16 protein-coding genes are annotated in these 24,207 nt (G+C 48.9%); 9 read left to right on the forward strand and 7 right to left on the reverse strand.

Going from position 1 to position 24,207, the window contains the following annotated elements:
- Positions 1 to 7: 7 nt before the first annotated feature.
- A complete protein-coding gene (locus BLT32_RS10320; protein ID WP_053953460.1) occupies positions 8 to 826 on the forward strand; it encodes a mechanosensitive ion channel family protein in 819 nt (272 codons plus the stop codon).
- On the opposite strand, the gene BLT32_RS10325 is transcribed toward BLT32_RS10320, so the two are convergent.
- Entirely contained in the window at positions 823 to 2,655 is a 1,833-nt protein-coding gene (locus BLT32_RS10325; RefSeq protein WP_053953459.1) for an ABC transporter ATP-binding protein, read from the reverse strand. The genes BLT32_RS10320 and BLT32_RS10325 overlap by 4 nt on opposite strands.
- 114 nt (positions 2,656 to 2,769) lie before the next feature.
- Here BLT32_RS10325 and BLT32_RS10330 point away from each other — a divergent pair, with 114 nt between their 5' ends.
- A complete protein-coding gene (locus BLT32_RS10330) occupies positions 2,770 to 3,207 on the forward strand; it encodes a DUF6746 family protein (RefSeq protein WP_053953458.1) in 438 nt (145 codons plus the stop codon).
- On the opposite strand, the gene BLT32_RS10335 is transcribed toward BLT32_RS10330, so the two are convergent.
- A complete protein-coding gene (locus BLT32_RS10335) occupies positions 3,204 to 4,310 on the reverse strand; it encodes a threonine aldolase family protein (protein WP_053953457.1) in 1,107 nt (368 codons plus the stop codon). The two genes, BLT32_RS10330 and BLT32_RS10335, sit on opposite strands and share 4 nt — an antisense overlap.
- A gap of 7 nt (positions 4,311 to 4,317) precedes the next feature.
- Positions 4,318 to 4,569, reverse strand: coding sequence for a hypothetical protein (locus BLT32_RS10340; protein ID WP_053953456.1), 252 nt, complete (start codon positions 4,567 to 4,569; stop codon positions 4,318 to 4,320).
- A gap of 94 nt (positions 4,570 to 4,663) precedes the next feature.
- Between BLT32_RS10340 and BLT32_RS10345 the strand changes: the two genes are divergently transcribed.
- On the forward strand, positions 4,664 to 6,517 hold the full coding sequence (locus BLT32_RS10345) for a DUF885 domain-containing protein (protein WP_053953455.1): 1,854 nt from the start codon (positions 4,664 to 4,666) through the stop codon (positions 6,515 to 6,517).
- Between the two features lies 1 nt (position 6,518).
- Here the strand turns inward: BLT32_RS10345 and BLT32_RS10350 are convergent, their stop codons facing one another.
- Together BLT32_RS10350 and BLT32_RS10355 are read right to left on the reverse strand one after the other, a co-directional pair.
- Positions 6,519 to 7,169 (reverse strand): response regulator, encoded by a 651-nt coding sequence (locus BLT32_RS10350; RefSeq protein WP_053953454.1) that lies wholly within the window; start codon positions 7,167 to 7,169, stop codon positions 6,519 to 6,521.
- On the reverse strand, positions 7,166 to 8,311 hold the full coding sequence (locus tag BLT32_RS10355) for a sensor histidine kinase (protein ID WP_053953453.1): 1,146 nt from the start codon (positions 8,309 to 8,311) through the stop codon (positions 7,166 to 7,168). The genes BLT32_RS10350 and BLT32_RS10355 overlap by 4 nt, the downstream gene beginning before the upstream one ends.
- A gap of 125 nt (positions 8,312 to 8,436) precedes the next feature.
- On the opposite strand from BLT32_RS10355, the gene BLT32_RS10360 reads away from it, so the two are divergent.
- Together BLT32_RS10360 and BLT32_RS10365 are read left to right on the forward strand one after the other, a co-directional pair.
- On the forward strand, positions 8,437 to 9,183 hold the full coding sequence (locus tag BLT32_RS10360; protein WP_053953452.1) for a DUF2306 domain-containing protein: 747 nt from the start codon (positions 8,437 to 8,439) through the stop codon (positions 9,181 to 9,183).
- Entirely contained in the window at positions 9,180 to 10,040 is an 861-nt protein-coding gene (locus BLT32_RS10365) for a tetratricopeptide repeat protein (protein WP_053953451.1), read from the forward strand. Before BLT32_RS10360 ends, BLT32_RS10365 begins: the two co-directional genes overlap by 4 nt.
- A 2-nt stretch (positions 10,041 to 10,042) precedes the next feature.
- On the opposite strand, the gene BLT32_RS10370 is transcribed toward BLT32_RS10365, so the two are convergent.
- Positions 10,043 to 11,152, reverse strand: a complete 1,110-nt coding sequence (locus tag BLT32_RS10370) for a sensor domain-containing diguanylate cyclase (RefSeq protein ID WP_053953450.1) — start codon at positions 11,150 to 11,152, stop codon at positions 10,043 to 10,045.
- Positions 11,153 to 11,236: 84 nt separating this feature from the next.
- Positions 11,237 to 11,851, reverse strand: a complete 615-nt coding sequence (locus tag BLT32_RS10375) for a LysE family translocator (RefSeq protein WP_053953449.1) — start codon at positions 11,849 to 11,851, stop codon at positions 11,237 to 11,239.
- 107 nt (positions 11,852 to 11,958) lie between these two features.
- On the opposite strand from BLT32_RS10375, the gene recC reads away from it, so the two are divergent.
- From recC to BLT32_RS10395, 4 genes are read left to right on the forward strand one after another with little or no spacing between them, the layout of a single operon-like run.
- On the forward strand, positions 11,959 to 15,414 hold the full coding sequence (recC, locus tag BLT32_RS10380; protein WP_053953448.1) for an exodeoxyribonuclease V subunit gamma: 3,456 nt from the start codon (positions 11,959 to 11,961) through the stop codon (positions 15,412 to 15,414).
- Complete coding sequence (recB, locus tag BLT32_RS10385) at positions 15,411 to 19,100, forward strand: exodeoxyribonuclease V subunit beta (RefSeq protein ID WP_053953447.1); 3,690 nt, start codon at positions 15,411 to 15,413, stop codon at positions 19,098 to 19,100. Before recC ends, recB begins: the two co-directional genes overlap by 4 nt.
- Positions 19,097 to 21,031, forward strand: coding sequence for an exodeoxyribonuclease V subunit alpha (recD, locus tag BLT32_RS10390; RefSeq protein ID WP_053953446.1), 1,935 nt, complete (start codon positions 19,097 to 19,099; stop codon positions 21,029 to 21,031). Before recB ends, recD begins: the two co-directional genes overlap by 4 nt.
- Positions 21,024 to 24,182, forward strand: coding sequence for a DUF3427 domain-containing protein (locus BLT32_RS10395; protein WP_053953445.1), 3,159 nt, complete (start codon positions 21,024 to 21,026; stop codon positions 24,180 to 24,182). Before recD ends, BLT32_RS10395 begins: the two co-directional genes overlap by 8 nt.
- Positions 24,183 to 24,207 lie beyond the last annotated feature (25 nt).

Below are 24,207 nucleotides of genomic sequence, written 5' to 3' on the forward strand. Positions count from 1 at the left end.
CTTAAAAATGGAAACTGAATCAGTCAAAAATGTTGCTGGCATATTTAAGTCGCTAGACACATTTGCCATTTTAGAAATTGTCATCATTATCGCCGTAGCCGTGGGCTTAGTATGGCTAACTCAGAAGTTGATACCCTGGGTCGCATCGCACCTGCACGGCAAGCAAAGGCTTTACACACTGGCGCTGGTACCTATGTTACGAATTGTGATTCTGGTATTAGCCCTGGTCATGATAGTCCCTCTGGTTATAGAGCCCACATTACAAAACATGGTTGCGGTGTTAGGTGCCGCAGGCTTAGCCATTGGTTTTGCATTAAAGGATTACGTCAGTAGCCTCATTGCCGGAATCGTGGCTATTCACGAAATGCCCTACAGACCCGGAGACTGGATAGAAGTCGATGGCAGTTATGGCGAGGTTGTGCATATAGGCATGCGTACGGTTGAGCTGGTGACTAACGATGACACGGTTATTTGGGTGCCGCACCTGAAGTTGTGGGATAACCTAATACACAACGCCAATAACGGCGGTCCAAGTCTAATGTGCATTGCCGAGTTTTACACCCGGCCAGAGGCAGATGCTTATCAAATTCGCGACGCGCTGGAAGAAGTTGCGTTAACCAGCCCATACCTGCAGCTCGGGAAACCAATAGCCGTAACCGCCGCCGAGCAACCCTGGGGCACCAAGTACCGCTTAAAAGCCTACCCAATTGACCCTCGGCAGCAGTTTCAGTTTGTTACCGACATGACGGCGAGAGGTAAGCGACGATTACTTGAGCTAAACGTGAAGTTCGCAAAAGTGGAATCAGGTGAAGCGCTGGAAATCTAAGTCTCTTCTGCTAAAAAGCCGCCAGACTGGTGGCGCCACAACTTCGCGTATAAACCATCCTGGGCAAGCAGCTGTTCGTGGCTGCCTTGCTCAATAATTGCCCCCTGATCCATCACTACCAGCCTGTCCATTGCGGCAATGGTCGATAAGCGGTGAGCAATAGCTATAACGGTTTTGCCCTGCATTAGCTGATACAGGTTTTCCTGAATGGCGTTTTCTACCTCGGAGTCGAGCGCTGACGTGGCTTCATCTAAAATGAGAATGGGTGCGTCTTTAAGCATCACGCGAGCTATGGCAATGCGTTGGCGTTGACCGCCGGACAGTTTCACACCTCGCTCACCGACATGAGCATCCAGCCCTTTGCGTCCTTTACTGTCACTTAATTCTGCAATGAACTCTTCACAATGGGCGCGGCGCACTGCGTTCATTAAGTCTTCTTCGGTCGCATCCGGGCGACCGTATAAAATGTTGTCACGTACAGAGCGGTGCAACAGCGAGGTGTCCTGAGTGACCATTCCAATATTAGCGCGCAGACTGTCCTGCTGCACTTTATGAATGGCCTGATCATCAATACGAATTTCACCGCTTTCAACATCGTAAAAGCGCAACAATAGGTTCACCAGGGTCGATTTACCCGCACCAGAGCGTCCCACAATGCCGACCTTTTCGCCTGGTTTTATGTGTAAGTTGAAGTCGTCCATAACCCCATGGCCTTTGCCATAATGGAACTGTACGTGGTCGAAGTGAATATCTCCTAGTGTGACAGTAAGTGCTGGGGCGTTAGGTTCGTCAACAATACGCTGAGGAACCGCTATCGAGCCTATACCATCTTGCACAGTACCGATGCTTTCAAACAGCGTCGACATTTGCCACATAACCATTTGCGACATACCAAATAAGCGTAGAACCAGGCCAATGACCACGGCAACCGCCCCCAGGGTAACGGCATTATCCATCCACAATACAATAGCGGTAGCGGCTGAGCTGAACAGCAGAGCGCAGTTTATAAAATAAAGAAACCCATAAAGCTGAGTGACCAGCCTCATTTGCTTATGCACTGTACCCAAAAAGGTATCCATACCGTCGTGGGCGAACGCCGCTTCGCGCTGAGAATGCGAAAACAGCTTAACGGTCTGTATATTAGTGTAAGAGTCGACAATGCGACCGGTCATGATAGAGCGGGCGTCGGCCTGCTCTGCCGATACCTTGCCTAGCTTGGGTACAAAATAACGCAGCAGTAGCGCATAAAGTACGAGCCAGCAGGCAAGCGGCAGCATCATTCGCCAGTCGGCGCTGCCAATAATGACAAACATCCCCAGAAAATAAACGACGACGTAGTTCACTATTTCAATAAAGGTCATAATGCACTGGCGCAATGCCAGAGCTGTTTGCATGAGCTTGGTTGCAACTCGGCCGGCAAATTCGTCTTGATAATAGCTCATCGATTGCTTCATGAGGTAGCGGTGGCCCAGCCAGCGGATACGCATAGGGAAGTTGCCAAGCAGTGTCTGGTGGGTCAGTAAGGAGTGGAACCAGACCAACAGAGGCAAACCTAACAAAACCAGTGCGCTCATGCCTAACAGCGGCCAGAACTGGTCGCTTAACAAGGTTTCTTTGTCCTGAGCGGCAAGCCAGTCGACAATCTGCCCTAAAAAGCCGAATAGCCAGACTTCAGCTACGGCAATGGCAGCCATAAGTAGCGCCGTAACGGCAAGGAAGGGGGTTGCCCCTTTCGTATAATGCCAGCAGAAAGCAAAAAAGCCGGTAGGAGCCTGAGTGGGTTCCTCCGCAGGGAAAGGGTTTAATCGGCGCTCGAACCACGAAAACATTGCGTCACTCCTTGATATACATCAAGCTAAGAATATCAGGTTCGCATTCATTCAGCTTGTAAAAAATGGACATTTGAACAATAATGAGAACCATTAACAACTAATGAGGTTTTTATGAAAGCGTTAACAATGATACTAGCAGGCGCAGCACTGCTTTTTAATGTAACCGCAACGGCCAGTGACAACGATGACGAGCAGCGTTACCAGCATTTTAAGCCTGAGGCTTCTGAAAATTTAGAACAGGCAATTATGAACCTGACGAAGTACAATGCAGAGTTGCAGAAAATTATTGAAGGTGACATGCCGCCGGAAGATATGGCAAAAGTGCATGAACTGACATACACACTGGAAGTCGCTTTAGCACGTCTGAGTAAAGAGCTGGACGTTGCAGCAAACTCATTGGAAGAAGTGCATTTAGGCTCAGAGGCCATGAACAAACAACGTGTTGAAGGCTTTGGTAAAAGCTACCTTAAAACACTGAATCATGTGTTAGGTAAGCATGCTGAGCACCATGAAAACGGGCATGACGAAGAGCACGAGAATCACCATTAAAGTGTTTCTATAAACGCTTTAAAATGTCGTAGCCAGAAACTGTGGGGCTGCGACATTGCATTTCTCCCAATTGGTATTTCACAAATCGCTTCGCCGTTTATTTCGGCTCGTGGCAGCGGCAAAACAACTACACCGGTGTTGTTGACGTAATCAATGATTTTTTTACTCAAGTCTTCTGCGTTTATAGCGAAGTGTAGGTGAAACATGGCGGTTTGCGGTTTTTCGGGGTTGACCCGAATTCCATTCAGCTCATTGAGCGCATCACCTAACGCCCGAGAGTAACTCACAGCATCACCCATAAGCGGAAGGTTTTCTCGTAAGCCACGGCGTGCAGAGATTATCTGCGGATACTGAGTAATAACATTGCCGCCGGCTCGACGAGCCCAGACTTTAGCTTGTTCAATAAAAGCTTCAGAGCCCGCAAGTACAGCGCCAGAAATAGCACCTAAGTCTTTGTAAAAACTGACGTAAACGGAGTCAAACAGCTCACAGACTTCGGCTAGCGAACAGTCATAAGCTGCCGGCACTTGCCAAAGTCGGGCGCCGTCTAAATGCATGGCAATATCATTAGCTCTAGCCCACTCCGATTGCGAAACTAAGTCGTCCCAATTTGGCAGTTGACCGCCAATTTCGCGCATTGGCAGCTCTAACAGTACACTACCAAGGTCGGCAGTTTGAACGTTTTTCAAGTCTTCTGATGTGATTGTATTGCCTGCTTCACCTGTTGTTGTACCGTTAAGTCCCCACAGTGCTTCAAAGCCCATTTGCTCGTGTAGCATTAAATGCGAGGTCGGGTGTAAAGCAACGCCATTGCGTTGGCGTTGGTCAGCATGAATACGTAACGCCAGTGGCTGAGCTAAGGTCCCGGTTGGTAAGAACAAGGCGGCGGGCTTGCCCAGCAGTTTAGCCACCTCACCTTCAAAATCATTAATAAGCCCGCCACTACCGTAGACATCGCGTTTTTCGTTTTGCTTGATCTCATCGGCTAATAAGTGCAGCTCATCCGCCATACTCCGTTGTGGCTGACGCAGCAGAGACGAGCTTGCTTGCTCGGCCACTCGAGAATACGCGTGTTTAGTTTTTTCGGTAATAGAAGCTGTCATTATTCGCCTACTTTGAGTGAACTTTGCCGCCAATAATTTTGTAGGCAGGGGTACCGCGAATCATGGTCTCGCGTGCAAACTCCTGCCCACAACCAGGACAATGGCACGGTTTGGTGGTGTGATCTTCAACAATGCGCTCAATAAAGCATTTTACCAAAGCGCCTTTACCACCCTTTCTGTATTTAAATATGGGCGTTTTGCACTGCAGACAAGAAATCTGCACGGTGCGAACCGGCCCTTTCTTGTTGGGTTTCGCCATAAAACAGTCGGTTACAATTTAAGCATTTCCATTAGTGTAACAAGCACGCTATAGTTTTTCTTCCTGTATCAAAAGAAGAATAAAGGACACTGCTATGCGTTATTCCATTGTCGCCCTGGCTGTTTTGAGCTTATTAACGGCCTGCGGACAACCGCAGCAAAACAATTCTGAACAAAATTCACAAACGGCGGTTGAGCAAACGGCGCAGTCGGAAACTGAGCGCCTGAACCAGTGGTTTGAAGAAAAGTACGAAGAACAGCTTCAACAAAGCCCTATTCAAATGACCTTCCTGGGCCGTAAAGATCGCTACGGCGACATTGATGACATGACCGTCGCTGCTGAGAAAAAGCAGCTGCAGTGGCTGGAAAATAGCGTTGAAGAGCTAAAAGCGAACTTTGACTACGACAAGCTGAACCTCGAAGCTCAGACGTCTTACGACGTTTGGGTTTACCAATACGAACAAGCCAAGCGTAATGCGGAATTCCGTGGCATGGACTACGTGTTTGACCAAATGCGTGGCGCACACACCTTCTTGCCCCAGTTTTTAATTAACTTCCACCGGGTTGATGATGCGGAAGATATGGAAGCCTACATTTCTCGTATTAAGGGTGGCGCAACGGCTATTGAGCAATTATTGCAGCGCGCGAAGAAGCAGGTTGAGAACGGCGTTCGTGCTCCCCGATCTGCGTATGAGCAGGTTATTAAAGAGGCAAAAGGCCTGACTTCAGGTGCCCCTTTTGATGAAGAAGGTGACTCAAGCTTACTGGAAGATGCTAAAAACAAGCTCAGTGCGCTTCAGGAAAATGATGCGATCTCCGCTGAACAAGCCGACAAATACGAAAAAGAAGTGCGTAAAGCGCTATTGGAGCGTTTTCGCCCAAGTTACGAAGCCTTAATCAGCTTTTTGGAAAGTGACATTGAAAACACCGACGAAGTCGCCACCGGCGTGCATCGTCTGGAAAACGGCGAAGCTTACTATAACGCCCGTTTGGCCAACTACACGACGACTGACTTAACCGCTGATGAAATTCATGAGATAGGCCTGAGTGAAGTCGAGCGACTGACTAATGAGATGATCGCGATTAAAGAGAAAGTTGAATTTGATGGCGATTTGCAGGACTTCTTTGATTATATCCGCACCGACGAGCGCTTCTTCTATCCGAACAACGACGAAGGCGCTGAAATGTATCTGGAAGATTCGCGCGAATATCTGGCGTACATTAATGAAAAGCTGCCTGAATATTTTGGTATTTTGCCAAAAGCCGACTTGGTGGTGAAACGGGTTGAACCTTTCCGTGAACAAGACGGTGCGGCCCAGCATTATTACCCTGGTTCGCCTGACGGTGAGCGTCCGGGCATTTACTATGCGCATTTGTCGGACATGAGCTCCATGCCGAAAAATGAAATGGAAGCCATTGCCTATCATGAAGGTAACCCGGGTCACCATATGCAAATTTCTATTGCTCAGGAACTGGAGTCGGTACCAGAATTCCGTACTCAGGCTGGCTTTACGGTTTACAGTGAAGGCTGGGGCTTATATTCAGAGCAATTAGCCAAGGAAATGGGGGCCTATGAAGACCCTTACTCTGACTTTGGTCGCTTAACCACCGAAATTTGGCGTGCCGTGCGCTTGGTTGTGGATACCGGCATGCACGCTAAAGGCTGGACTGAAGAGGAAGCGGTTAAGTACTTCCAGCAGCACACGCCGATTGCTGAAGGCGCTGTGCGTTCAGAAGTTCGTCGCTACCTGGTCATGCCGGGTCAGGCAACGGCCTACAAAATTGGCATGATCCGCATTCTGGAACTGCGTGAAGAAGCCAAAGAGGCCTTGGGCGATAAGTTTGATATCCGTGGCTTCCACGACACCGTTTTGGGTGGTGGCGCATTGCCGCTGCATATTCTGGAGCGTCGTGTTGACCAATGGGTTGAAAAGCAGAAGAACGCCTAACTTACAATAAACCTAAATCAATGGCCTTTAACACAGCTCGGGTGCGGTCACGTACCCCGAGCTTGGCCATAAGTGACGACACTTGATTCTTAACGGTCCCGGTTGATTTAAACAAGCTTTCCGCTATTTCATTATTGCTGAGCCCCGCTGCTATTAACCGTAAAACGGCAATTTCTTTATCTGTCAGCGGCTCAACCAGAGTCTGTTTATTATCATTTTCAGGCGCTTTGCTTTCTTTTAAGCCTTGCACGATACGTTCAGTGATAGCGGGCTGAAGCCAGGTTTTACCATCGGCTAAAGCTTCAATAGCGCCAACCAACACCTCCAGCGACACATCTTTTAATAAGTAGCCTTCGGCGCCGGCTTGAATGGCTTTCATTATAGATTCGTGGTCATCAAAGGTTGTCAGCATTAAAACCGGTGTTTGGAAGCCTTTTGTTCGCAAAAGCTCGACGGCCTCAATACCACTCAAGTCAGGCATGCGAATATCCATGAGAATTACATCAGGTTCACTCTCTGTCGTTAGCCTAACCGCCTCTCTGCCAGAGCTAGCCTGCGCGACAACGGTAACATTGTCGGATAGTGACAAGAGCGAACTCAGACCTTCCCGAACTAATGTTTGGTCATCAACTAACAGAACGTTAATGTTCATACATCACCCTCAAGCGTTAGCTGAATGCTAAAGCCTCTGCCCTTTGTCTGCACGCTCAAATCAGCACCAATTTCATCGGCGCGCTCTTGCATACCGGTCAGTCCACTTCCGCCCTTAAAATGCTGAGTAGACCCATTATCTTCAATAAAAAGGCAGAGTTTATCTCCCTGCCGAGATAAAGAAATACTCTGACGATCACCATTGGAGTGCTTCAGGAAATTGGTCACTGCTTCTTGCGATATTCTCAGAACAGCGTCAGCAATATCGATGGATTGAATACCAAGGTTTTTCTGGCAAACCACCTCAACTCGCTTGTCCGCCGAGTGATAAGAAAGAGATTGTAATGCATTTTCAATGTCCAGCACGGCCGAATCACGTAAATCGGAAACCGCTTCACGAACATCGGAGAGCAATAACTTGGTAATACTCTGGCTCTTTTCTAACGTCGGCTTTAGGTCATCGTTGGCTTTTCGGGAAGCCACCTGCAAGTTAATAGAAAGAGCCGTTAAGTGATGGCCTATTAAATCATGGATATTACGAGCAATTCTCGTACGTTCGTTTTGTTTACTGGCTTCTTCCAGCAACATTTGTGTTGCGCGAAGTTCTCGGTTTATTGCCTGCTCTCGTTCAAGTGCCTCTGTTTCTCTCAGCCGGGTGCCCATGGTTACAATGGAAAACAAATTAAATGCCCAAAACAGAATGGCGGATATCCAAGCATAACTGTCGCCCCAGCCAAACTGGTAAATCAACCATAATGGAACCGATAGCGGAATAGAGAGAAGAACGGAGTTCTGGATACTGGTGTAATAGGGCAGCTGAGCAACATAAATGGTCATCAATATGGCGACAAAGCTATAAGGTACTACATAGTAAAGACTATAAATTGCCACCAGCTGAACAACCATAAGACTTACCCTTAGCCAAGGCTCGTTTTTGTAAGGCTGCTCCCGTGTGGCTTTTGTAAAGCACACAATGAAGACCAAAAAAAGTACCGCGGAAATAATCCAGTGCGAACTGAAGAAAGGTGTTTGCTCTCTTTGGCCCAGTAAATAGAGACAAAACGAGGACAGCACAACCCAGGACAGCACTGCAACCCACTGCTCATGATCTAAGTATTTGGAAGTAACAGATTTTATATTCATGCGTTAAGTATGCCCGCAGCTCGGTATTTCGCAATAGGCCAAAAGTCACGTTTCATAAAGTGACTTCTTGCACTAACTGACACCGTTGAACCGCTCTAACCTGTATAAAAACAGGAGGGCTTTTTATGTTGACGCTACACAGCTTTTTACTCTATTTACACATCGTGTTTGGGGCCATCGCTATGGCGCTATTTTGGATCCCGGTGATAACCAAAAAAGGTGCCTTGAATCATCGCCGATTTGGTAAGGCGTATGTCTGGACCATGAACACCGTTGCTATTTCGGCCATAGTTATGTCCGTTATGGTGTTAGTTGCTCCCGAATACTTCAAAGCGAATATCATTCAAAACAGCCAGCGTCCCGAGGCGGTTACCGAAGGTATTCGATTCTTTTGGACTCTACTGTTGTTCCTGTCTGTATTTACCTTTGCCTCGGTTTGGAACGCAATGGTGGTTTTGCGGTCGAAACGAAGTCGCGATAATTTGCGTACACTCAGTTACTTATCGATGATTGCCTGTTTAGCGGTGATGTCTCTGGTGTTGCTATGGCAGAGCATGAATACGCCTGCTATTCAGTTTGTCAGCTCTTGGTTACACATTATTTTTGGCATTTTAGGGTTAGTAAACGTGTATCAAATGTTGCGTTTTGCATTTTCGCCCTCAGTTAAGAAGAATGCTTGGTTGATAGAGCACTTAAGTTCCATGTGTGGTTCAGGTATAGCGGTTTATACGGCGTTTTTTGCCTTTGGCGCGCGTCATGTGCTGGCTCACTTGGGGCAGTGGCAATTGTTATTCTGGGTAGTGCCGGGTGTTGTAGGTACGGTGCTTATATTTTTATGGTCACAAAAATACGAACAAGGAGAGCTCTCGTGAGGTGGCTTTTATTCTTACTTACAACATTAATTTTTGCGCCCGGCGTTTATGCCGAGGTGGAAACGAAGCAGGTTATTCAGCAGCAGTTGGCTGATGGCTCACTCGATAGTGCTGAAGACAGCGTTGAAGAATGGGTAAAAAAAGAACCGAAAAACGCTGAAGCTTGGCACACGCGCGGCGTGGTTATGGCGCAACAGGCGCAAAATGCCTTTTTCAGTGCGATGAGCTATGCCGGCAAATCGGTAGAGTCCTTTGAGAAAGCGGTTGAGCTGGCGCCTGACAGTATTAAATATCGCAGAGCCTTAATGCAGTTTTATTTAATGGCGCCCTCTATTGCCGGCGGTGATGACGAGAAAGCATTGGCTCAAATTGAGAAAATGATGGCGTTAGACCCGGCACAAGGCGCGCTCGCTAAAGTTGGTTATTTTCGTAAGCATGAAAAGATGACAGAAGCAGAATCGCTGCTGGAAGAAACCATAGCAGCACACCCTGATAATGCGGATGTTTTGCTTTATGCCGGTCTACAGAAACAGCGCGCAGAAGAATTTGATACGGCTCTCAAGCTGTTTGGCAGAGCGGTAAATGGCATCTCAGATGACGGTTCTGCAGTCAGTATGGCGTTGTATCAGATAGGAAAGACCGCCGTTTTAGCCGAGAGTCATATTGATGCAGGCATTGCTGCTCTCAATAATTATTTGGAGAAAGCGTCGTTAGAGAACTTGCCTGAGCCCCACTGGGCACAGTTCAGAAAAGCACAGTTATTAGCGTTAAAGGGCGATACAGAAACGTCAGAACAACTGCTGGCAGAACTTAAAAACGTTAACGACGAAGAGCTTCAGGAGCAGTTAGCACAATAACGCTAGTCGTCTAAATACCCTCTGTTACGACCATCGGACTTGGCGCGATAAAGCGCTGAGTCTGCTTTGGCTATCATCGTATCTATTAGTGATCCGATGCTTTCATCGGTTTTTGGTGTATGAAGGTAGCCGCCAATGCTCACTGTTAAATAGGGGGCTATTTCTGAGTTCTCATGGGGAATTTGTAGTGCTCGAATTGATTCAAGCAGATGATGGATACTGGCTTCCGTTTTTTCTTTATTTGTTGCTGAAATAACAGCGACAAACTCTTCTCCACCATAACGAGCAACAAAGTCGGTGTTGCGCTGGAATAAATCGAACATCGCATTAGCAACAGACTTTAGTGCTTGATCACCTTGCAGGTGACCGTAACTGTCATTAAATGACTTAAAATGATCGATATCGATAATCAGCAAACTTAATGGCGACTGTTCACGCATCGAGCGCTGAATTTCGTTGTGAATGCGCTCGTCAAAGGCGCGGCGGTTAGCAATGCCGGTTAAACCATCCTGGGACACTTGAGCTTGCAGTAAACGGTTCGCTTTTTCGAGTTCTCTTTGTGTGTGAATAAGCTCAGAGTATGTTCGTTGTCGCTCCATAGTGTTCGCAATGATATTGGCGACTAACTTGAGACAACGCACTTCTTCCGGTGTCCAGCGATGTTGCTCCTGAACCTTGTCACAACCAACAAAGCCCAACAGTTGATGTTTGGCGACAATACCGACACATATTACCGATTTGATGTGCTCACGCTTAAACTCTTGCTTTTCAGCACTTGCTTCGGGAGGTAGTAACTCTATGTCGTTTACAATGAATATTTGATGAGTTTTTATTTCATCAAAAAACCAAGGAAGGTCGTTAATGCCAACAGACTGAAGGTCTTCAATATGTGCTTCAAAGCCATCGCGAACCCACTCATGAGTGTTTGTCATGTTGATTACGGCGTCGTCAAACTCAAACACATAGCATCGATCGGCTCCGGCATAGCTGCCAAATGCCTCTATAACTTCCTCAATGCACTCGTAGGTTTCTGCAGGCTCGCTGTTAATCAAACGAGACGAAAGCTCAGATATTAATTGGTTAAAAGTAACTTGAGTATTTATGGCGTCCATGAATCCTTCCGACCGTTTACTCTGTCAGTTAAGCATAGACACAACACAAGGTAAATGTTATTTTTGTGTTATTTGAAGAGTTGTTCAGTCTGTGTAAAACGTCCAAATATCAAATACGACCGGTAATACAGAAAAGACCAATAAAAGCGCCATTGAAACATTAAAGATGCGCTGTGCTGTGTGGTTGGTCAGTAGTTGACGCAAGCCAGCACCGGCAACAAGCCATACGCCAACACAGGGAAAAGCAACTGCTAAAAACGCCGCCGTAATTTCAATAACTTCTAGCCAAAGAGAACCTGCGACTGTAGTAAAAGCGGCCACGGCACCCGTTGCCATCACCCAAGCTTTGCCGTTTACCCACTGAAAAAGCACCGCCTGCCAAAACGTCAGTGGTTTACGGTCGCCCTTTTCTATTGCTTTGGGCGTTTGCGAACCAATAACCCAGGCGAGCCAAAGCAAATAGAGAGTACCGGCAATTTTTATCATTTGGTGCAGCAACGGGAATTGCTCAAGCACCGAGCCAAAGCCCATACCGACCACCAGCACCATAGCCGGGAAGCCAAAGCAAATGCCTAGGAAGTGCGGCAAACTCGACTTTACGCCGTAATTAACACCAGAAGACATGATCATTATATTGTTTGGGCCTGGCGTAATCGTGGTTGAAAACGCAAAGAAAAATACCGCGATAAAAATTTCCATAGCATTCCTTGTGCGACATAAATTGACGCATAACGTCTTATACTGGTGTCTTTAAAAATATACGATACCATGGCATTTCATGGAACCGGTTTTAAGGAGAGCAGCGAGTGAGTGAATTAACCCCCGGCTTTATTGTCGCGCACGGACACCGTTTGGAAGACTTAACGGATGTGGCCGTCAAATTCACTCAAAATTATCCGCTGGCGCCGCTGGAGCAGGAAACGGTGCTGGTGCAGAGCAATGGTATTGCGCAGTGGCTTAAAATTAACTTAGCACAAGCCAGCGGCATTGCTGCCATGGTTGATGTGACCCTGCCTGCGCGCTTTCAGTGGCAGGCCTATCGTGCCGTACTGGGTGATGACATTCCCAAAACCTCTCCGTTTGATAAAGACCGGCTGACCTGGCGTTTAATGCGCTTATTACCCGATCTTATTGCCGAAAACCCACACTTTGCGCCGCTGAAGCACTACACTTCGGACGATAATGACGGGCGCAAGCTCTATCAGCTCAGTGGACGTTTAGCCGATTTGTTTGATCAATACGCGGTGTATCGCGCTGACTGGCTCGATAGCTGGGTTAAAGGCCATGACGTTTTGGAAAGCAATGAGCCGCTTGAAGCGGAGCAATTGTGGCAGCCGGAACTTTGGCGCGCTGTTAGTAACGACATTGGCATTGACGACTACTGGAACAACCGTGCTGAGCTGCACCAGCGTTTTATTGATACTGCGAAAAGCTTGTCGCAACGTCCTTCCGGAATACCTCCTCGCGTGGTTGTTTTTGGTATCTCGTCACTGCCGCAACAAATGTTGCAAGTGCTGGATGCCATAAAAGGCTACACGCAGATTTTGTTATGTGTGCACAATCCATCGCAATTTCACTGGGCCGACATTGTCGATGGTAAAGAGGCGCTGCGCGAGGCAGTAAAAGCCTCTTCTCGACTCAAACATAAGCCTGATCTACCTGAGCAGCCAGACGATGATGAACTGCATCAGTTGGCGCACCCGCTGCTGGCGTCCTGGGGCAAGCAGGGACGAGACTATATTCGCTTGCTGGACTTATACGACGAAACGCTCGCCAAGCAGGAAGCTTTTAATACAGTAAAACTTGAGCTGTTTGAGCCTCACGACACCGATCACTTACTGGCTCAGCTACAGGATGATATTTTAAACTTGCGGCCGGTTCAGGAAACGCGAGAGCACTGGTCGACACCGGCCAAAACGGAAAAGTCGTTGCAGTTTCATGTCTGCCATAGTCCTCAGCGAGAGCTCGAAGTACTGCATGACCAGCTATTGAACGCGTTCGCTCGCGATCCGGATTTAAAGCCCCGGGACGTTATGGTCATGCTGCCCGATGTGAACACCTACGCGCCCTATATCGACGCCGTCTTTGGGCGTTATCATCATCGCGACGGCGAGCGTGATCCGCGTGCCATTCCTTATACCATTGCAGATCAGGGGGAGCGTCATCAGCGACCGTTAATGATAGCGCTGGAATTGTTGTTGCAGGCGGATCAGCTGCGCTTTACCCAAACCGATTTGTTCAATTTATTGTCGGTGCCGGCAGTTCAGCAGCGCTTCGATATTCATGACGACGATTTGCCGCAGTTGAAACGCTGGGTCAGAGAGGCTGGTGCACGTTGGGGTCTGAACAGTCAGCAGCGTGAACAGTTTTATATGCCGCCGGCGGAGGAAAGGAACAGCTGGTGGTTTGCGCTTAAACGGATGGTGGCAGGCTATGCCATTGGCGAGCTTGAAGCAGACCATTCGTCCCCCTGGGCTGACGTTGAGCCTTATGCCGAAGTATCGGGCCTGAGCGCTGCTCTCGTCGGTTGTCTGGCGGATGTAGTACGCGCGCTCGAGTCATGGTGGCAGCGTACCCAAACTGCGCAGCCATTGACGGACTGGGTGTTGCATGGCGAGTGGCTGTTACAGCAATTCTTCGATACCGACGACGATAGTGATCACTTACTGTTAGCCAAGCTTAGTGATGAGCTGTATCAGTTACGGGATATTGGTGTTGAAGCCGACAACGAATCGCTGTTGCGGTTGCCGATATTTAAAGACGCGTGGCTGGAGCGTGTTGACCAGCAAAACCTTAACCAACGGTTTTTAGCCGGCGCAGTGAATTTCGCCACGCTTATGCCTATGCGTGCCATTCCTTTTAAATACGTTTGTGTTTTGGGAATGAACGAAAGTGACTACCCGCGCTCGGTACCTCGGGTGGACTTTGACTTAATGACAGACCGTTACCGTCCGGGCGATCGCTCCCGCCGCGACGATGACCGTTATCTGTTTTTGGAAGCGATGCTGTCGGCGCGGGACTGTTTTTATCTGAGCTGGGTGGGTTACAGTTCCAAAGATAACAGTGAACGCACTCCCTCGGTATTAGTCGCACAGTTGCGCGACCATCTTCAGCAAGGCTGGGGTGTTGACGTTAAAAACCTGACCGTAGAACATAAGCTGCAACCCTTTAACACGTCTTACTTTAGCCAAGAGCAGCCGGGGTATTTCACTTACGCCAGTGAGTGGGCGCTGGCGCATGGCGGTGCACAAAAGAATCATCGGGCGGTACAGCAAGAGAAGTCGCAAAACGCTGAACGCACCCTCAGCATTAACGACATAAAACGTTTTATCGAAGAGCCCGCACGGCTTTATTTTAACTGGCATCTCGATACTTATTTTGGCAGCGACAGCGAAGATCTGGACGACAGCGAAGCCTTCGTGATGGATAACCTGCAAAGCTGGACGCTCATTACGCGTTTGGTGGACTGTGGTAAGCGTGCCTTGTTGCAAGGCGGGGGCACGGAAGCGGCTTTGTTAAAAGAGCTGAACCGAATCAACCGCGAGGGCGCGCTAGGTATAGGCGCTATTGCCGAGCAAAATGGGCTGGAGTTGCTTGAACAAGCCGACAAAATACTGGGCTCTTATCAGCAGGGTATTACCGGTTACAGCCAGTTTAACGAGTTCCCCATTGAAGTGGGCTTCGAGTATAACGGCCTGATTATCGACGACACCATTACCGGCTTACACACCAATGAACAGGGCGAGCGGCTGTGGGTGGTAACTTCAGCGAGTAAAATCGCAAAAAATACTAAAAAGGGCGGTGTTGAAGACGGTGGCTGGAAACATATCAGTGCGTATTACATCGGCTTAATGCTGCTGAATTTGCAGCAACCCACCCGTTTACTCATAGTTTCCAAAGGGGGTTGTCAGTTGCCGGTAGCCGCTATACCGGCAGAGTTGGCGCTGCAACAACTCGAGCAACTGCTTGAACTGGTGACATTGTCGGTGCAGCAACCACAACCCATGCATTTGGATATTGCCTTAACCTGGCTGAACGCCCTGGATAAAAGAGACAGCGACGAAGCGCTGGCGCATGAGGCAGCTCAGCAGAAATACGAAGAAGGCGGCTTTAATGCACCGGCGATAGTGACAAAAAGTGATTACTGCGGCCGGGTTGCCGACACTTACGAGGCCATTATGACGTCGCCTCATTTCCGCCGATTTCTGAATGAACTCTACGATCCGCTGCGTTTAACCATGGTGCCGGAGGAGAAGTTATGAGCCAATCGACGACGCATATTCTGGAGAACCCGCTCGACTTTCCACTGAACGGCAGCCGCTTGATTGAAGCGAGCGCCGGTACCGGTAAAACTTACACTATTGCAGCGCTGTATGTTCGTTTGGTCATTGGTCACGGCACGCAGGACACCGCCTTCGAGCGCGAGCTTGTACCCAAGAATATTCTGGTCATGACCTTTACCAAAGCCGCGACAGAAGAGCTGAGCGACCGTATTCGCGAACGCTTAGCCGAAGCCGCGGCTTATTTTCGTGATCCGGACTCGGTCGACAGTGACCCGTTCTTAGCCAGTTTGCGCGAAGACTGCGTAGCGAAAGAACAGAACTTAAAACACTTAGCGCGATTACTGGATTTAGCGTCCCAGTCGATGGACGAAGCGGCTGTTAAGACCATCCATGGTTGGTGTCAGTCGATGCTAAAAGAGCACGCTTTCGCCAGCGGCAGCTTATTCAGTCAGGACGTCGAGACCGACAATGAGGAATTGCGTTTACAAGCCGCCGAGGATTATTTTCGCCGCTTTATCTACCCGGCCGATGCCGAGTTGAGTGAAAAATTGCTAGAAGACTTTACCTCGCCTGAAGCCTTGTTAGGCTTGACCTACAGCTTAAGCAAAAGCGGACAGGCACCGGTTGAGGGTGACTTGCAAAGCTTATTAAGCGGTGCAGAAAGCGGACATAAGCAACGAATAGCCGTGATAAAGCAAGAAGTTGCGCCTATTTTCGGCGAATTGATTGATAAAACATCGCAAGCCAAAGGCACTGCCACCAAACTTAAGCAATTTCAGAAATTTGCCGACTGGTGCGCGGATGCTGAGTTGGTTGAGCCGCACGCCACGGCAGCAAACTGGAAAAATATCAGCGCAGATGAGTTACAAAAGTTTGCTGAGGCCAAACTGGGCGGCATGCCGGACAGTTGGAGCGTCTTAGGGCAGCTGCAAGAGCGCATTAAGCGAAGCAAAGTCCAGCAAACGCAAGAACTGGCTAAAGTAAAACAACACGCTGCATTTTGGGTGAATAAACGCTTTGCCGAGCTGCAAAATCAGCGTGCAGAAATGGGGCATGACGACATGCTCACGCGCTTACGCGATGCGTTAAAAGGTCCTGGCGGCGAAGCGTTAGCGGTGGCTATTCGCAAGCAATATCCTATAGCCATGGTGGACGAGTTTCAGGACACCGACCCTGTGCAGTATGAGATATTCAACCGCATTTATAATCTGGCAGAGCCGCACACCGGCACCGGTATTTTTCTGATTGGCGACCCGAAGCAGGCCATATACAGCTTCCGAAATGCCGACATTTATACCTATTTAAAAGCTCGGCGAGACACCGAAGGTCGGCACTATAACCTGGCGAAAAACTTCCGCTCGTCGCAGGCAATGGTTGATAGCGTAAATGCGCTGTTTGAACGTGCGGAGCAGCTACCGCGCGGCGCTTTTTTGTTTAAAACCGAAGATGACAACCAACTACCTTTTAACCGTGTAGCTGCTAACGGGCTAAAACGAACCTTTAAACACTGCTTGTTATCAAGTCACTTAAAAACCGCACCGGCGCTTTTGTGGTCCGTATCGAGTGAAGAGAAGCGCAATAAAGATACCGTATTCAGGGCAGCAGCGAACCATCATGCCAACCTAATAGCGTCGCTGCTGAATGACCCGCAAGCCGGTTATTACAACGTAGACGATGTGCTGGAGCAGCGCGTGAAAACCAGCGACATTGCCGTGCTAGTGAACAACTTCAGCGAAGCCAATGCCATTAAAAAAGCACTGAGTGATCGTGGTCTCAAAAGTGTTTATTTGTCAGACCGGGAGTCGGTATTTGCGCAGCGTGTCGCTAAAGACTTGCTGGCACTGGTTAGCGCCTGTGCCGAGCCGCGTGACCCGTCACTTATTCGCAGTGCCCTTGCAACGAGGCTGTTAGGACTACCGTTTGCTGAACTGGAGCATATTCACAGTAACGAACAAGCCTGGGAAGCGCGTGTAGAGCAGTTTTTAAGTTATCACGACCAATGGTTGCGCCTGGGCGTATTGGCTATGCTGCACAATGTGTTGCACGACCATCAGGTACCAGCGACGTTGCTGGAAGATCGCATTCATGGCGAACGACAGCTGTCAGACGTGCTTCATATTGCCGAATTACTGCAACAGCAAAGCTTGGTTTTAGATGGTATTCCGGCGTTAGTGAACCATTTTGCCGAGCAAGTGAATGAACGCCACGGTTTTGGTAGCAACAGCCGCACACAAAGTGACGAGCAGCAGCTACGCCTGGAAAGTGACGATGAACTGATAAAAATTATCACCATTCATAAGTCTAAAGGTTTGCAGTACCCGCTGGTGTTCATGCCCTTTGTGGCTTATACCCAGTCGGAGACTTACCGCATAAAGCCACCAGCGGTTTATCACGATGAAAAGGGCGAGCTGCAAGTGCTCTGGTCCAAAGACGACGACAATAAACAGCGTTTAAGCGACGAAATTCTCGCAGAAGATTTACGCAAAATGTACGTCGCAGTGACCCGTGCACAGTACGCCACCTTCATTGCGCTGGAGGCCATGAGCGAGCATCGTAATAATCCGCTGTTTTACTTGTTGAACGGCGGTGAGGCGTTGTCTGACGAGCTTTACAATGTCGTTAATGAGCGCTGGCAGCAGAGCGCGCATACGCAGGTGACACGACTGGAAGAGGATGAACCTTTAGTCCGTGCGCTTGAGCAGGAGCAAAAAACACCTAAGTTGACACCTAAAACGATGCCGGCTGGCCGAAAACTTGAACGTTGGTGGGTGGCCAGCTACAGCGCGCTTAAGTATGAGGGCGCGGTCACGAAAAGTGCACAGGCACCGCAGTCGCCCGACGAAATGAACCTGCTGGATGAGCGAGAAGACGAGGACGAGCAAGTCGCCAGCGTCGCAGAGCCGAGTGCGGACAGCATTCACCACTTACCTAAAGGCGCCGGACCGGGCACCTTTTTGCATAACTTACTGGAAGAGTCGGCGAATCGGGGCTTTGAGGTAATCGCTCAAAATGCCGGCGAGCGCACTGAGCTGGTACAGCGTTTTTGTGTCAGCCCTTTGTGGCAGGAGCATGATCAGAGCATCGCACAATGGCTGAATGCGTACCTACAAACCGAATTTACGCTGAACGCTAACGGCGACAAAATTAGCCTGAGCCAGTTGCAGCAGTACAAAGCCGAACCTGAGTTTTGGTTTGGTGCCAGTGGCGTTAACGCACAAAGACTGGATAGCCTGGTACAACAACACACATTACCCGGTTACGAGCGCCCTGCACTAGAGCCTAACATGCTGAATGGCATGTTAAAGGGCTTTATCGACTTGGTCTTTGAGCATAACGGAAAATATTATGTGGCCGACTACAAGTCGAACTGGCTGGGTGAGGACGACCACGCCTACAGCGAGGATGCCATGCGCGAAAAAATACTGCACAGCCGTTATGACCTGCAATACGTGATTTATACGCTGGCATTGCACCGTCTGCTAAAAGTTCGGCTGGGCGATGAATACGATTACGACACCCACGTTGGCGGCGCAGTTTATCTCTTTTTACGCGGGCACAGAGCCGAAACTGGCGGCGCATTTTGTGACAGGCCACCGAAAGAGCTGATAGAGCAGCTGGACAGCCTGTTTGCCGGAGAAAGCGTCAAAGACAAGGAGTCAGTATGAGCAATGTAACTACCCACACCCTGTTCGAAGCTCTGAGTCAGTGGCGGGATGCCGGCTGGATACGCTCTATTGATTTGGCGTTTGTCGAGTTTTTACAGCAAGCGGGCGAGCGCAGCGATGCGGTGTTACTCGCCGCCTGCTGCGTGTCGCATCAAGCCGGGCGTGGGCATACGCAAGTTGATTTGAAGGCTTTGATGGATGCCCCGGAAACGCTGCTGAACCTGCCACCGGAGAACCGTCATGCCGCGGACTGCGCCTTACCAAGTGAGCTTTTTAAGCAATACGGATTAGACCTGACCGACGCACTGGCAGCCAGTCAATGCGTCGATGTGAATGGCCACGGAACCGAGCCGTTGGTGCTCAGCGAACATACCTTGTATTTACGCCGCTATTGGCAGTACGAAACCTTTATTGAGCAAAGTGTTCAGGCGCGCATGCAAGACCGGCCGGTTATTAACGATGAGCTACTAAAGAGTACCCTGGCTAAGCTGTTTGCGCCGACCGAAAACGGCGATATTAACTGGCAGCGTGTCGCTTGTGCCAATACCGTGCGTAATCGGTTTAGTGTCATTACGGGTGGACCGGGTACCGGCAAAACCTATACCGTGGTGCGCTTGTTGACGGCATTGCAGCATCAGGCGTTGACGCTTGGTTTGCCACCGTTGCGGGTGTCACTGGCGGCGCCGACCGGCAAAGCTGCGGCGCGCCTGACTGAGTCCATTGAAAATGAGCTCGAGCAATTGGTTCAAAATGACAAACTCTCTAGTCTGAAAGACGCACTACTTTCGATTCAGCCCGAAGGGAAAACTCTGCACCGATTATTGGGCGTGAAACCCAATTCCCGCGCCTTTAAACACAATGCAGAAAACCCGCTGCGAACGGATGTAGTGATTGTCGATGAAGCCTCGATGATAGACATTGAAATGATGACCGCATTGCTAAAAGCAACACCGAAACACGCGCGGCTGGTACTCATTGGAGACAAAGACCAGCTAGCATCGGTCGAAGCTGGCGCCGTGCTTGGTAACTTATGCGCCGGTGCCGACGAGGGGCATTACCATAGCGATACCGCTAAGTGGCTGCAAGACATTGCTGACACTCCAACATTTCCGTCAGAGCTTATTGACGACAAGGGTGAGCAACGCCTGCAACACGTAGTCAAATTCCGCAAAAGCTATCGCTTTAAAGGCCCTATTGCCGACCTGGCAAACGCTATTAACCGTCAGGATGATGCCGCCACACAACAGGAAATTGAAAAGGCCAAAGCCGCCGAAGGTGAGCACCCAGTCAGTGTTTACGAAGTCGACAGTTTAGACGACTCAAGCTTTGAAGCCTTAATTCGCCGTAACCTGACAACATCGGGTAGCCTGACGTTACACGTCAGGAGCAATGCAGCCGTCAACGACAATGCTACTACAAACATTGACGCTGGCTCCGCTGACGAAACCGCCCTCGAAGCCCTGCAAAACCTGAGCAATTTCCAAATCCTAACCGCCCTGCGCGAAGGCCCCTGGGGCATGAAAGCCGTAAACCAAAAAGTCGGTGACATACTCGGCGTAAACGCCAACAGCTGGTACGAAGGCCGCCCCGTTATGGTCACCAAAAACGACTACGGATTAAAGCTCAACAACGGCGATATTGGCATCGCCCTAAAAGACCCTGAACACGGACACCTGCGCGTCGCCTTTCCCGATCAAGAGCACGGCGTTCGCTGGATACTTCCCAGCCGCTTGACCCACATAGAAACCGTGTACGCCATGACCGTGCACAAATCCCAAGGCTCCGAGTTCAAACACACCGTCATGGTATTACCCGACCACGACAGCCCGGTAATGAGCAAAGAGTTGCTGTATACCGGTATTACGCGGGCTAAAGAGCGGTTGAGTTTGGTGGGGAATAAACTGTTCAGTCAGGGAGGCAAGCGTGTCTAACCTGCACCGAGGCCTCTATGATTTGCTGCAAACCTCAGCAGTTCAACAAGAGCTTTCAACGCAGGATGAAAGTCTCGTTGCTGATCTAGAAAACCTAAGTGTTGAAAGTAGTCATGAACGACTAGTGGACGCGTTAACCGAGCAGTTATCTCAGTTACTAGCAGCCGTTGGTGAGGGTGAAAAGCTTTCAGATAACGATAAGCTTTTGGCTCAAGTCGACTTATTGAATAATCTACTCAAGCACGCGCGGCAGCAGCTAAAAGAGAACACAGCAGAAGCACTTATCGACGAAATCGCTGCACCACCAAAGGTTTTACGCTCCATTTATCGCCAAGGCGAGCAGCCAGAGTTGCCTCAAATTGGCTTATCTCAGCCGTGGCTCTTTACTGCGGGTAAAGACTCGCCTGCGTTACTCAACGAATTAATTTCGGAGCTCTCTAGCTGTGATCACGTCGATATTTTAGTGAGTTTTATCACGGTTTCTGGTGTTCGGAAAATTTACGACGTGCTTAAGCAAATTACCGCAGCCGATGCTGAAGGCCATAGTAAAACATCCATTCGAGTGCTGACGACAACCTACATTGGCGCAACAGAGAAAAATGCGTTGGATATGCTAGCTCGACTCCCGAATTGTGAGGTGCGCATATCGTTAGATGGGCGTCGAACGAGACTGCACGCAAAGGCTTGGATGTTTGAGCGAAAAACCGGATTCGGCAGTGCTTATGTTGGTAGTGCGAATTTATCGGGCGCCGCTTTAATGGGAGGCTTAGAGTGGACGGTTAAGTTTACCGAACACGGGCAACAAAACTTGTATGCACGTGCTAAAGCACATTTTGAAACGTTGTGGGAAGACGGTGAATTCCAACCGTATGATCCGAACGACAGTCAACATGTTGCAGCATTGAGAGATGCGTTAAGCCGGGAGTCTGGCGGAAGAGTTTTACCTGAGCATGTCACTACAACTTTCTTCGATATTACACCCAAACCGTTTCAGGCGGACATTCTTGAACAGCTAGATAATGAGCGAGCCCACGGACGCTTTAAAAATCTACTGGTAGCGGCAACGGGCACCGGGAAAACCGTTATGGCAGCCTTTGACTACCGACGTATTTGTGAGCGGGAAAAAGGACGGCCGCGAGTACTTTTTATCGCACACCGCGAGGAAATTTTAAGTCAGTCACTGACTACATATCGACAGATTCTAAAAGACGCAAACTTTGGCGACTTACTGACAGGACGTCACGAACCTAAGCAATATGATCATGTGTTTGCGACGGTGCAAAGTGTTCGCTCACAAAGGCTGCTTGAGCGTTATCCGGAAAATCACTGGCAAGTTATGGTTGTTGATGAGTGTCATCACATAGCGGCGCAAAGTTTTGATGAGGTTGTTTCAAGCGCAGAGCCCAAATATTTGTTGGGTCTGACAGCCACACCTGAGCGAGCAGATAATAAAAACGTTCTAGCCTATTTTGATGCTCGTCCCGATGGTTCGCCATCGGTACAAATGCGTTTATGGAATGCGCTTGATCAGCAGCTACTTGCACCATTTGAATACTATGCGTGTGACGACGGCCAGGATTACCGGCAAGTTAACTGGAAAAACGGCGATGGCCGGAGCGACCTTCACGACATTCTCTCTGCGAATGATGCTCGTGCACGTAATGTGGTGAGGGCTTGGGATGAAGTCGTTAACAACATAAAAGAATCTCGCGCATTGGCTTTCTGTGTCGACGTTGATCACGCACGCTTTATGACCCAAAAGTTTAACGAAGCGAATATTCCAGCGGCATTGATTTATGGAGAAAGCTCACGTGAGGAACGGATGTCTCTGCCTAGAAAATTAGCGAATAAAGAAATTAATGTGCTAGTTACGGTCGACCTATATAACGAAGGTGTTGATTTGCCTTTTGTCGACACACTGCTGCTATTAAGACCAACGCAAAGCGTTACGCTGTTTCAGCAACAAATTGGTCGAGGTCTGCGCCTACACCCAGAAAAGGAAAGTTGTTTAGTACTCGATTTTATCGGCCAACATCGAGCGGGCTTTCGTTTTGATGTGCTGTACAGTGCAATAACAGGATTAACCCGTAAAGAAGTTTACGACGGTGTGAATAATGGTTTTGGTAAGTTACCGAGTGGTTGCTACTTGCAGCTTCAAAAGGAAGCGCGTGAATCGATATTGGGAAGCCTGCGTCAAGCGATCAATCAGCGTTGGGATCAACTGCGCAATGAGTTGAATCACTTCGCTCGAATAAAAGGTAACAATAACGTCTCGTTGTCAGAGTTTATTAGTGAACAGCAGCTGGAACTGACGGATGTTTACCGTGGAAATGGTAATAACACCGGCTGGACCAATTTAAAGCGTGCAGCTCAGTTGATTGCTGGTGATGCGACGGAACAGGAAACCTACCTAAGCAAGCGCTTTATGAGCCTACTGCATATTGATGATTCTGATTACCTGCAACTCATTCAAAAAGCGACAAGTGGCGATTTAAGTGACGCTTGGACGATTAGTGATAAGCAATATGCGCAAATGTTGGCTTATCAAATTGATCACCAGAACGAGCGCGTGGGTAGCGGTGTTGAGTTTATTGAAGCTTTGAAGCAGGAACCTGAAGCACTCACTGAGCTCAATGAACTTGCGCGTTTATTAGATGCTAAAACAAACTATGTTTTTGAGCCTTTGCCTGGGCTCGAAGATACACCTTTGAAACTTCACGCGTCTTATCAAATACGTGAAATTTTGACTGCAGTTGGCTTTTTGAATGAGCAGGAACGTCGAGTATTTCGAGAGGGCGTACTCCGCTTTCAAGATAGGAAGCTTGAGTTATTGTTCGTGACATTGGATAAAGCTGACGCAGTGCACGAAGGTGTTGCCTACAATGACTACGCGATCAGTCGAGAGAAGTTCCATTGGCAATCACAGAATACGGCTTCTCCAAATACGCCTACCGGACGTCGCTATATCGAGAGCAACACCAACGGTTGGCAGTTCCAGCTTTTTGTTAGAGAAAACAAGCAATCAGCCTATAAAGCCTGCGGGCCAGTGACTTTTATTAGCAGCCATGGGGAGCGCCCTATGAATGTGACTTGGAAGCTCAAGAACAAATTGCCAACTAGGCTTTATCAGTCATTTAATATTTTGCGATAAGGTTTAGTTAAAGAAGACCAGAGGG

Source organism: Idiomarina zobellii, from assembly GCF_900100855.1.
Taxonomy (GTDB): Bacteria; Pseudomonadota; Gammaproteobacteria; order Enterobacterales; family Alteromonadaceae; genus Idiomarina; species Idiomarina zobellii.

Excerpts from the sequence above, each read along its gene's own strand:
- BLT32_RS10350 (WP_053953454.1), bottom strand. The coding sequence starts at position 7,169 with ATGAACATTAACGTTCTGTTAGTTGATGACCAAACATTAGTTCGGGAA.
- BLT32_RS10320 (WP_053953460.1), top strand. The coding sequence starts at position 8 with ATGGAAACTGAATCAGTCAAAAATGTTGCTGGCATATTTAAGTCGCTA.
- BLT32_RS10345 (WP_053953455.1), top strand. The coding sequence starts at position 4,664 with ATGCGTTATTCCATTGTCGCCCTGGCTGTTTTGAGCTTATTAACGGCC.
- BLT32_RS10360 (WP_053953452.1), top strand. The coding sequence starts at position 8,437 with ATGTTGACGCTACACAGCTTTTTACTCTATTTACACATCGTGTTTGGG.
- BLT32_RS10370 (WP_053953450.1), bottom strand. The coding sequence starts at position 11,152 with ATGGACGCCATAAATACTCAAGTTACTTTTAACCAATTAATATCTGAG.
- BLT32_RS10330 (WP_053953458.1), top strand. The coding sequence starts at position 2,770 with ATGAAAGCGTTAACAATGATACTAGCAGGCGCAGCACTGCTTTTTAAT.
- recB (WP_053953447.1), top strand. The coding sequence starts at position 15,411 with ATGAGCCAATCGACGACGCATATTCTGGAGAACCCGCTCGACTTTCCA.
- recD (WP_053953446.1), top strand. The coding sequence starts at position 19,097 with ATGAGCAATGTAACTACCCACACCCTGTTCGAAGCTCTGAGTCAGTGG.
- BLT32_RS10355 (WP_053953453.1), bottom strand. The coding sequence starts at position 8,311 with ATGAATATAAAATCTGTTACTTCCAAATACTTAGATCATGAGCAGTGG.
- BLT32_RS10335 (WP_053953457.1), bottom strand. The coding sequence starts at position 4,310 with ATGACAGCTTCTATTACCGAAAAAACTAAACACGCGTATTCTCGAGTG.
- BLT32_RS10375 (WP_053953449.1), bottom strand. The coding sequence starts at position 11,851 with ATGGAAATTTTTATCGCGGTATTTTTCTTTGCGTTTTCAACCACGATT.
- BLT32_RS10325 (WP_053953459.1), bottom strand. The coding sequence starts at position 2,655 with ATGTTTTCGTGGTTCGAGCGCCGATTAAACCCTTTCCCTGCGGAGGAA.
- BLT32_RS10340 (WP_053953456.1), bottom strand. The coding sequence starts at position 4,569 with ATGGCGAAACCCAACAAGAAAGGGCCGGTTCGCACCGTGCAGATTTCT.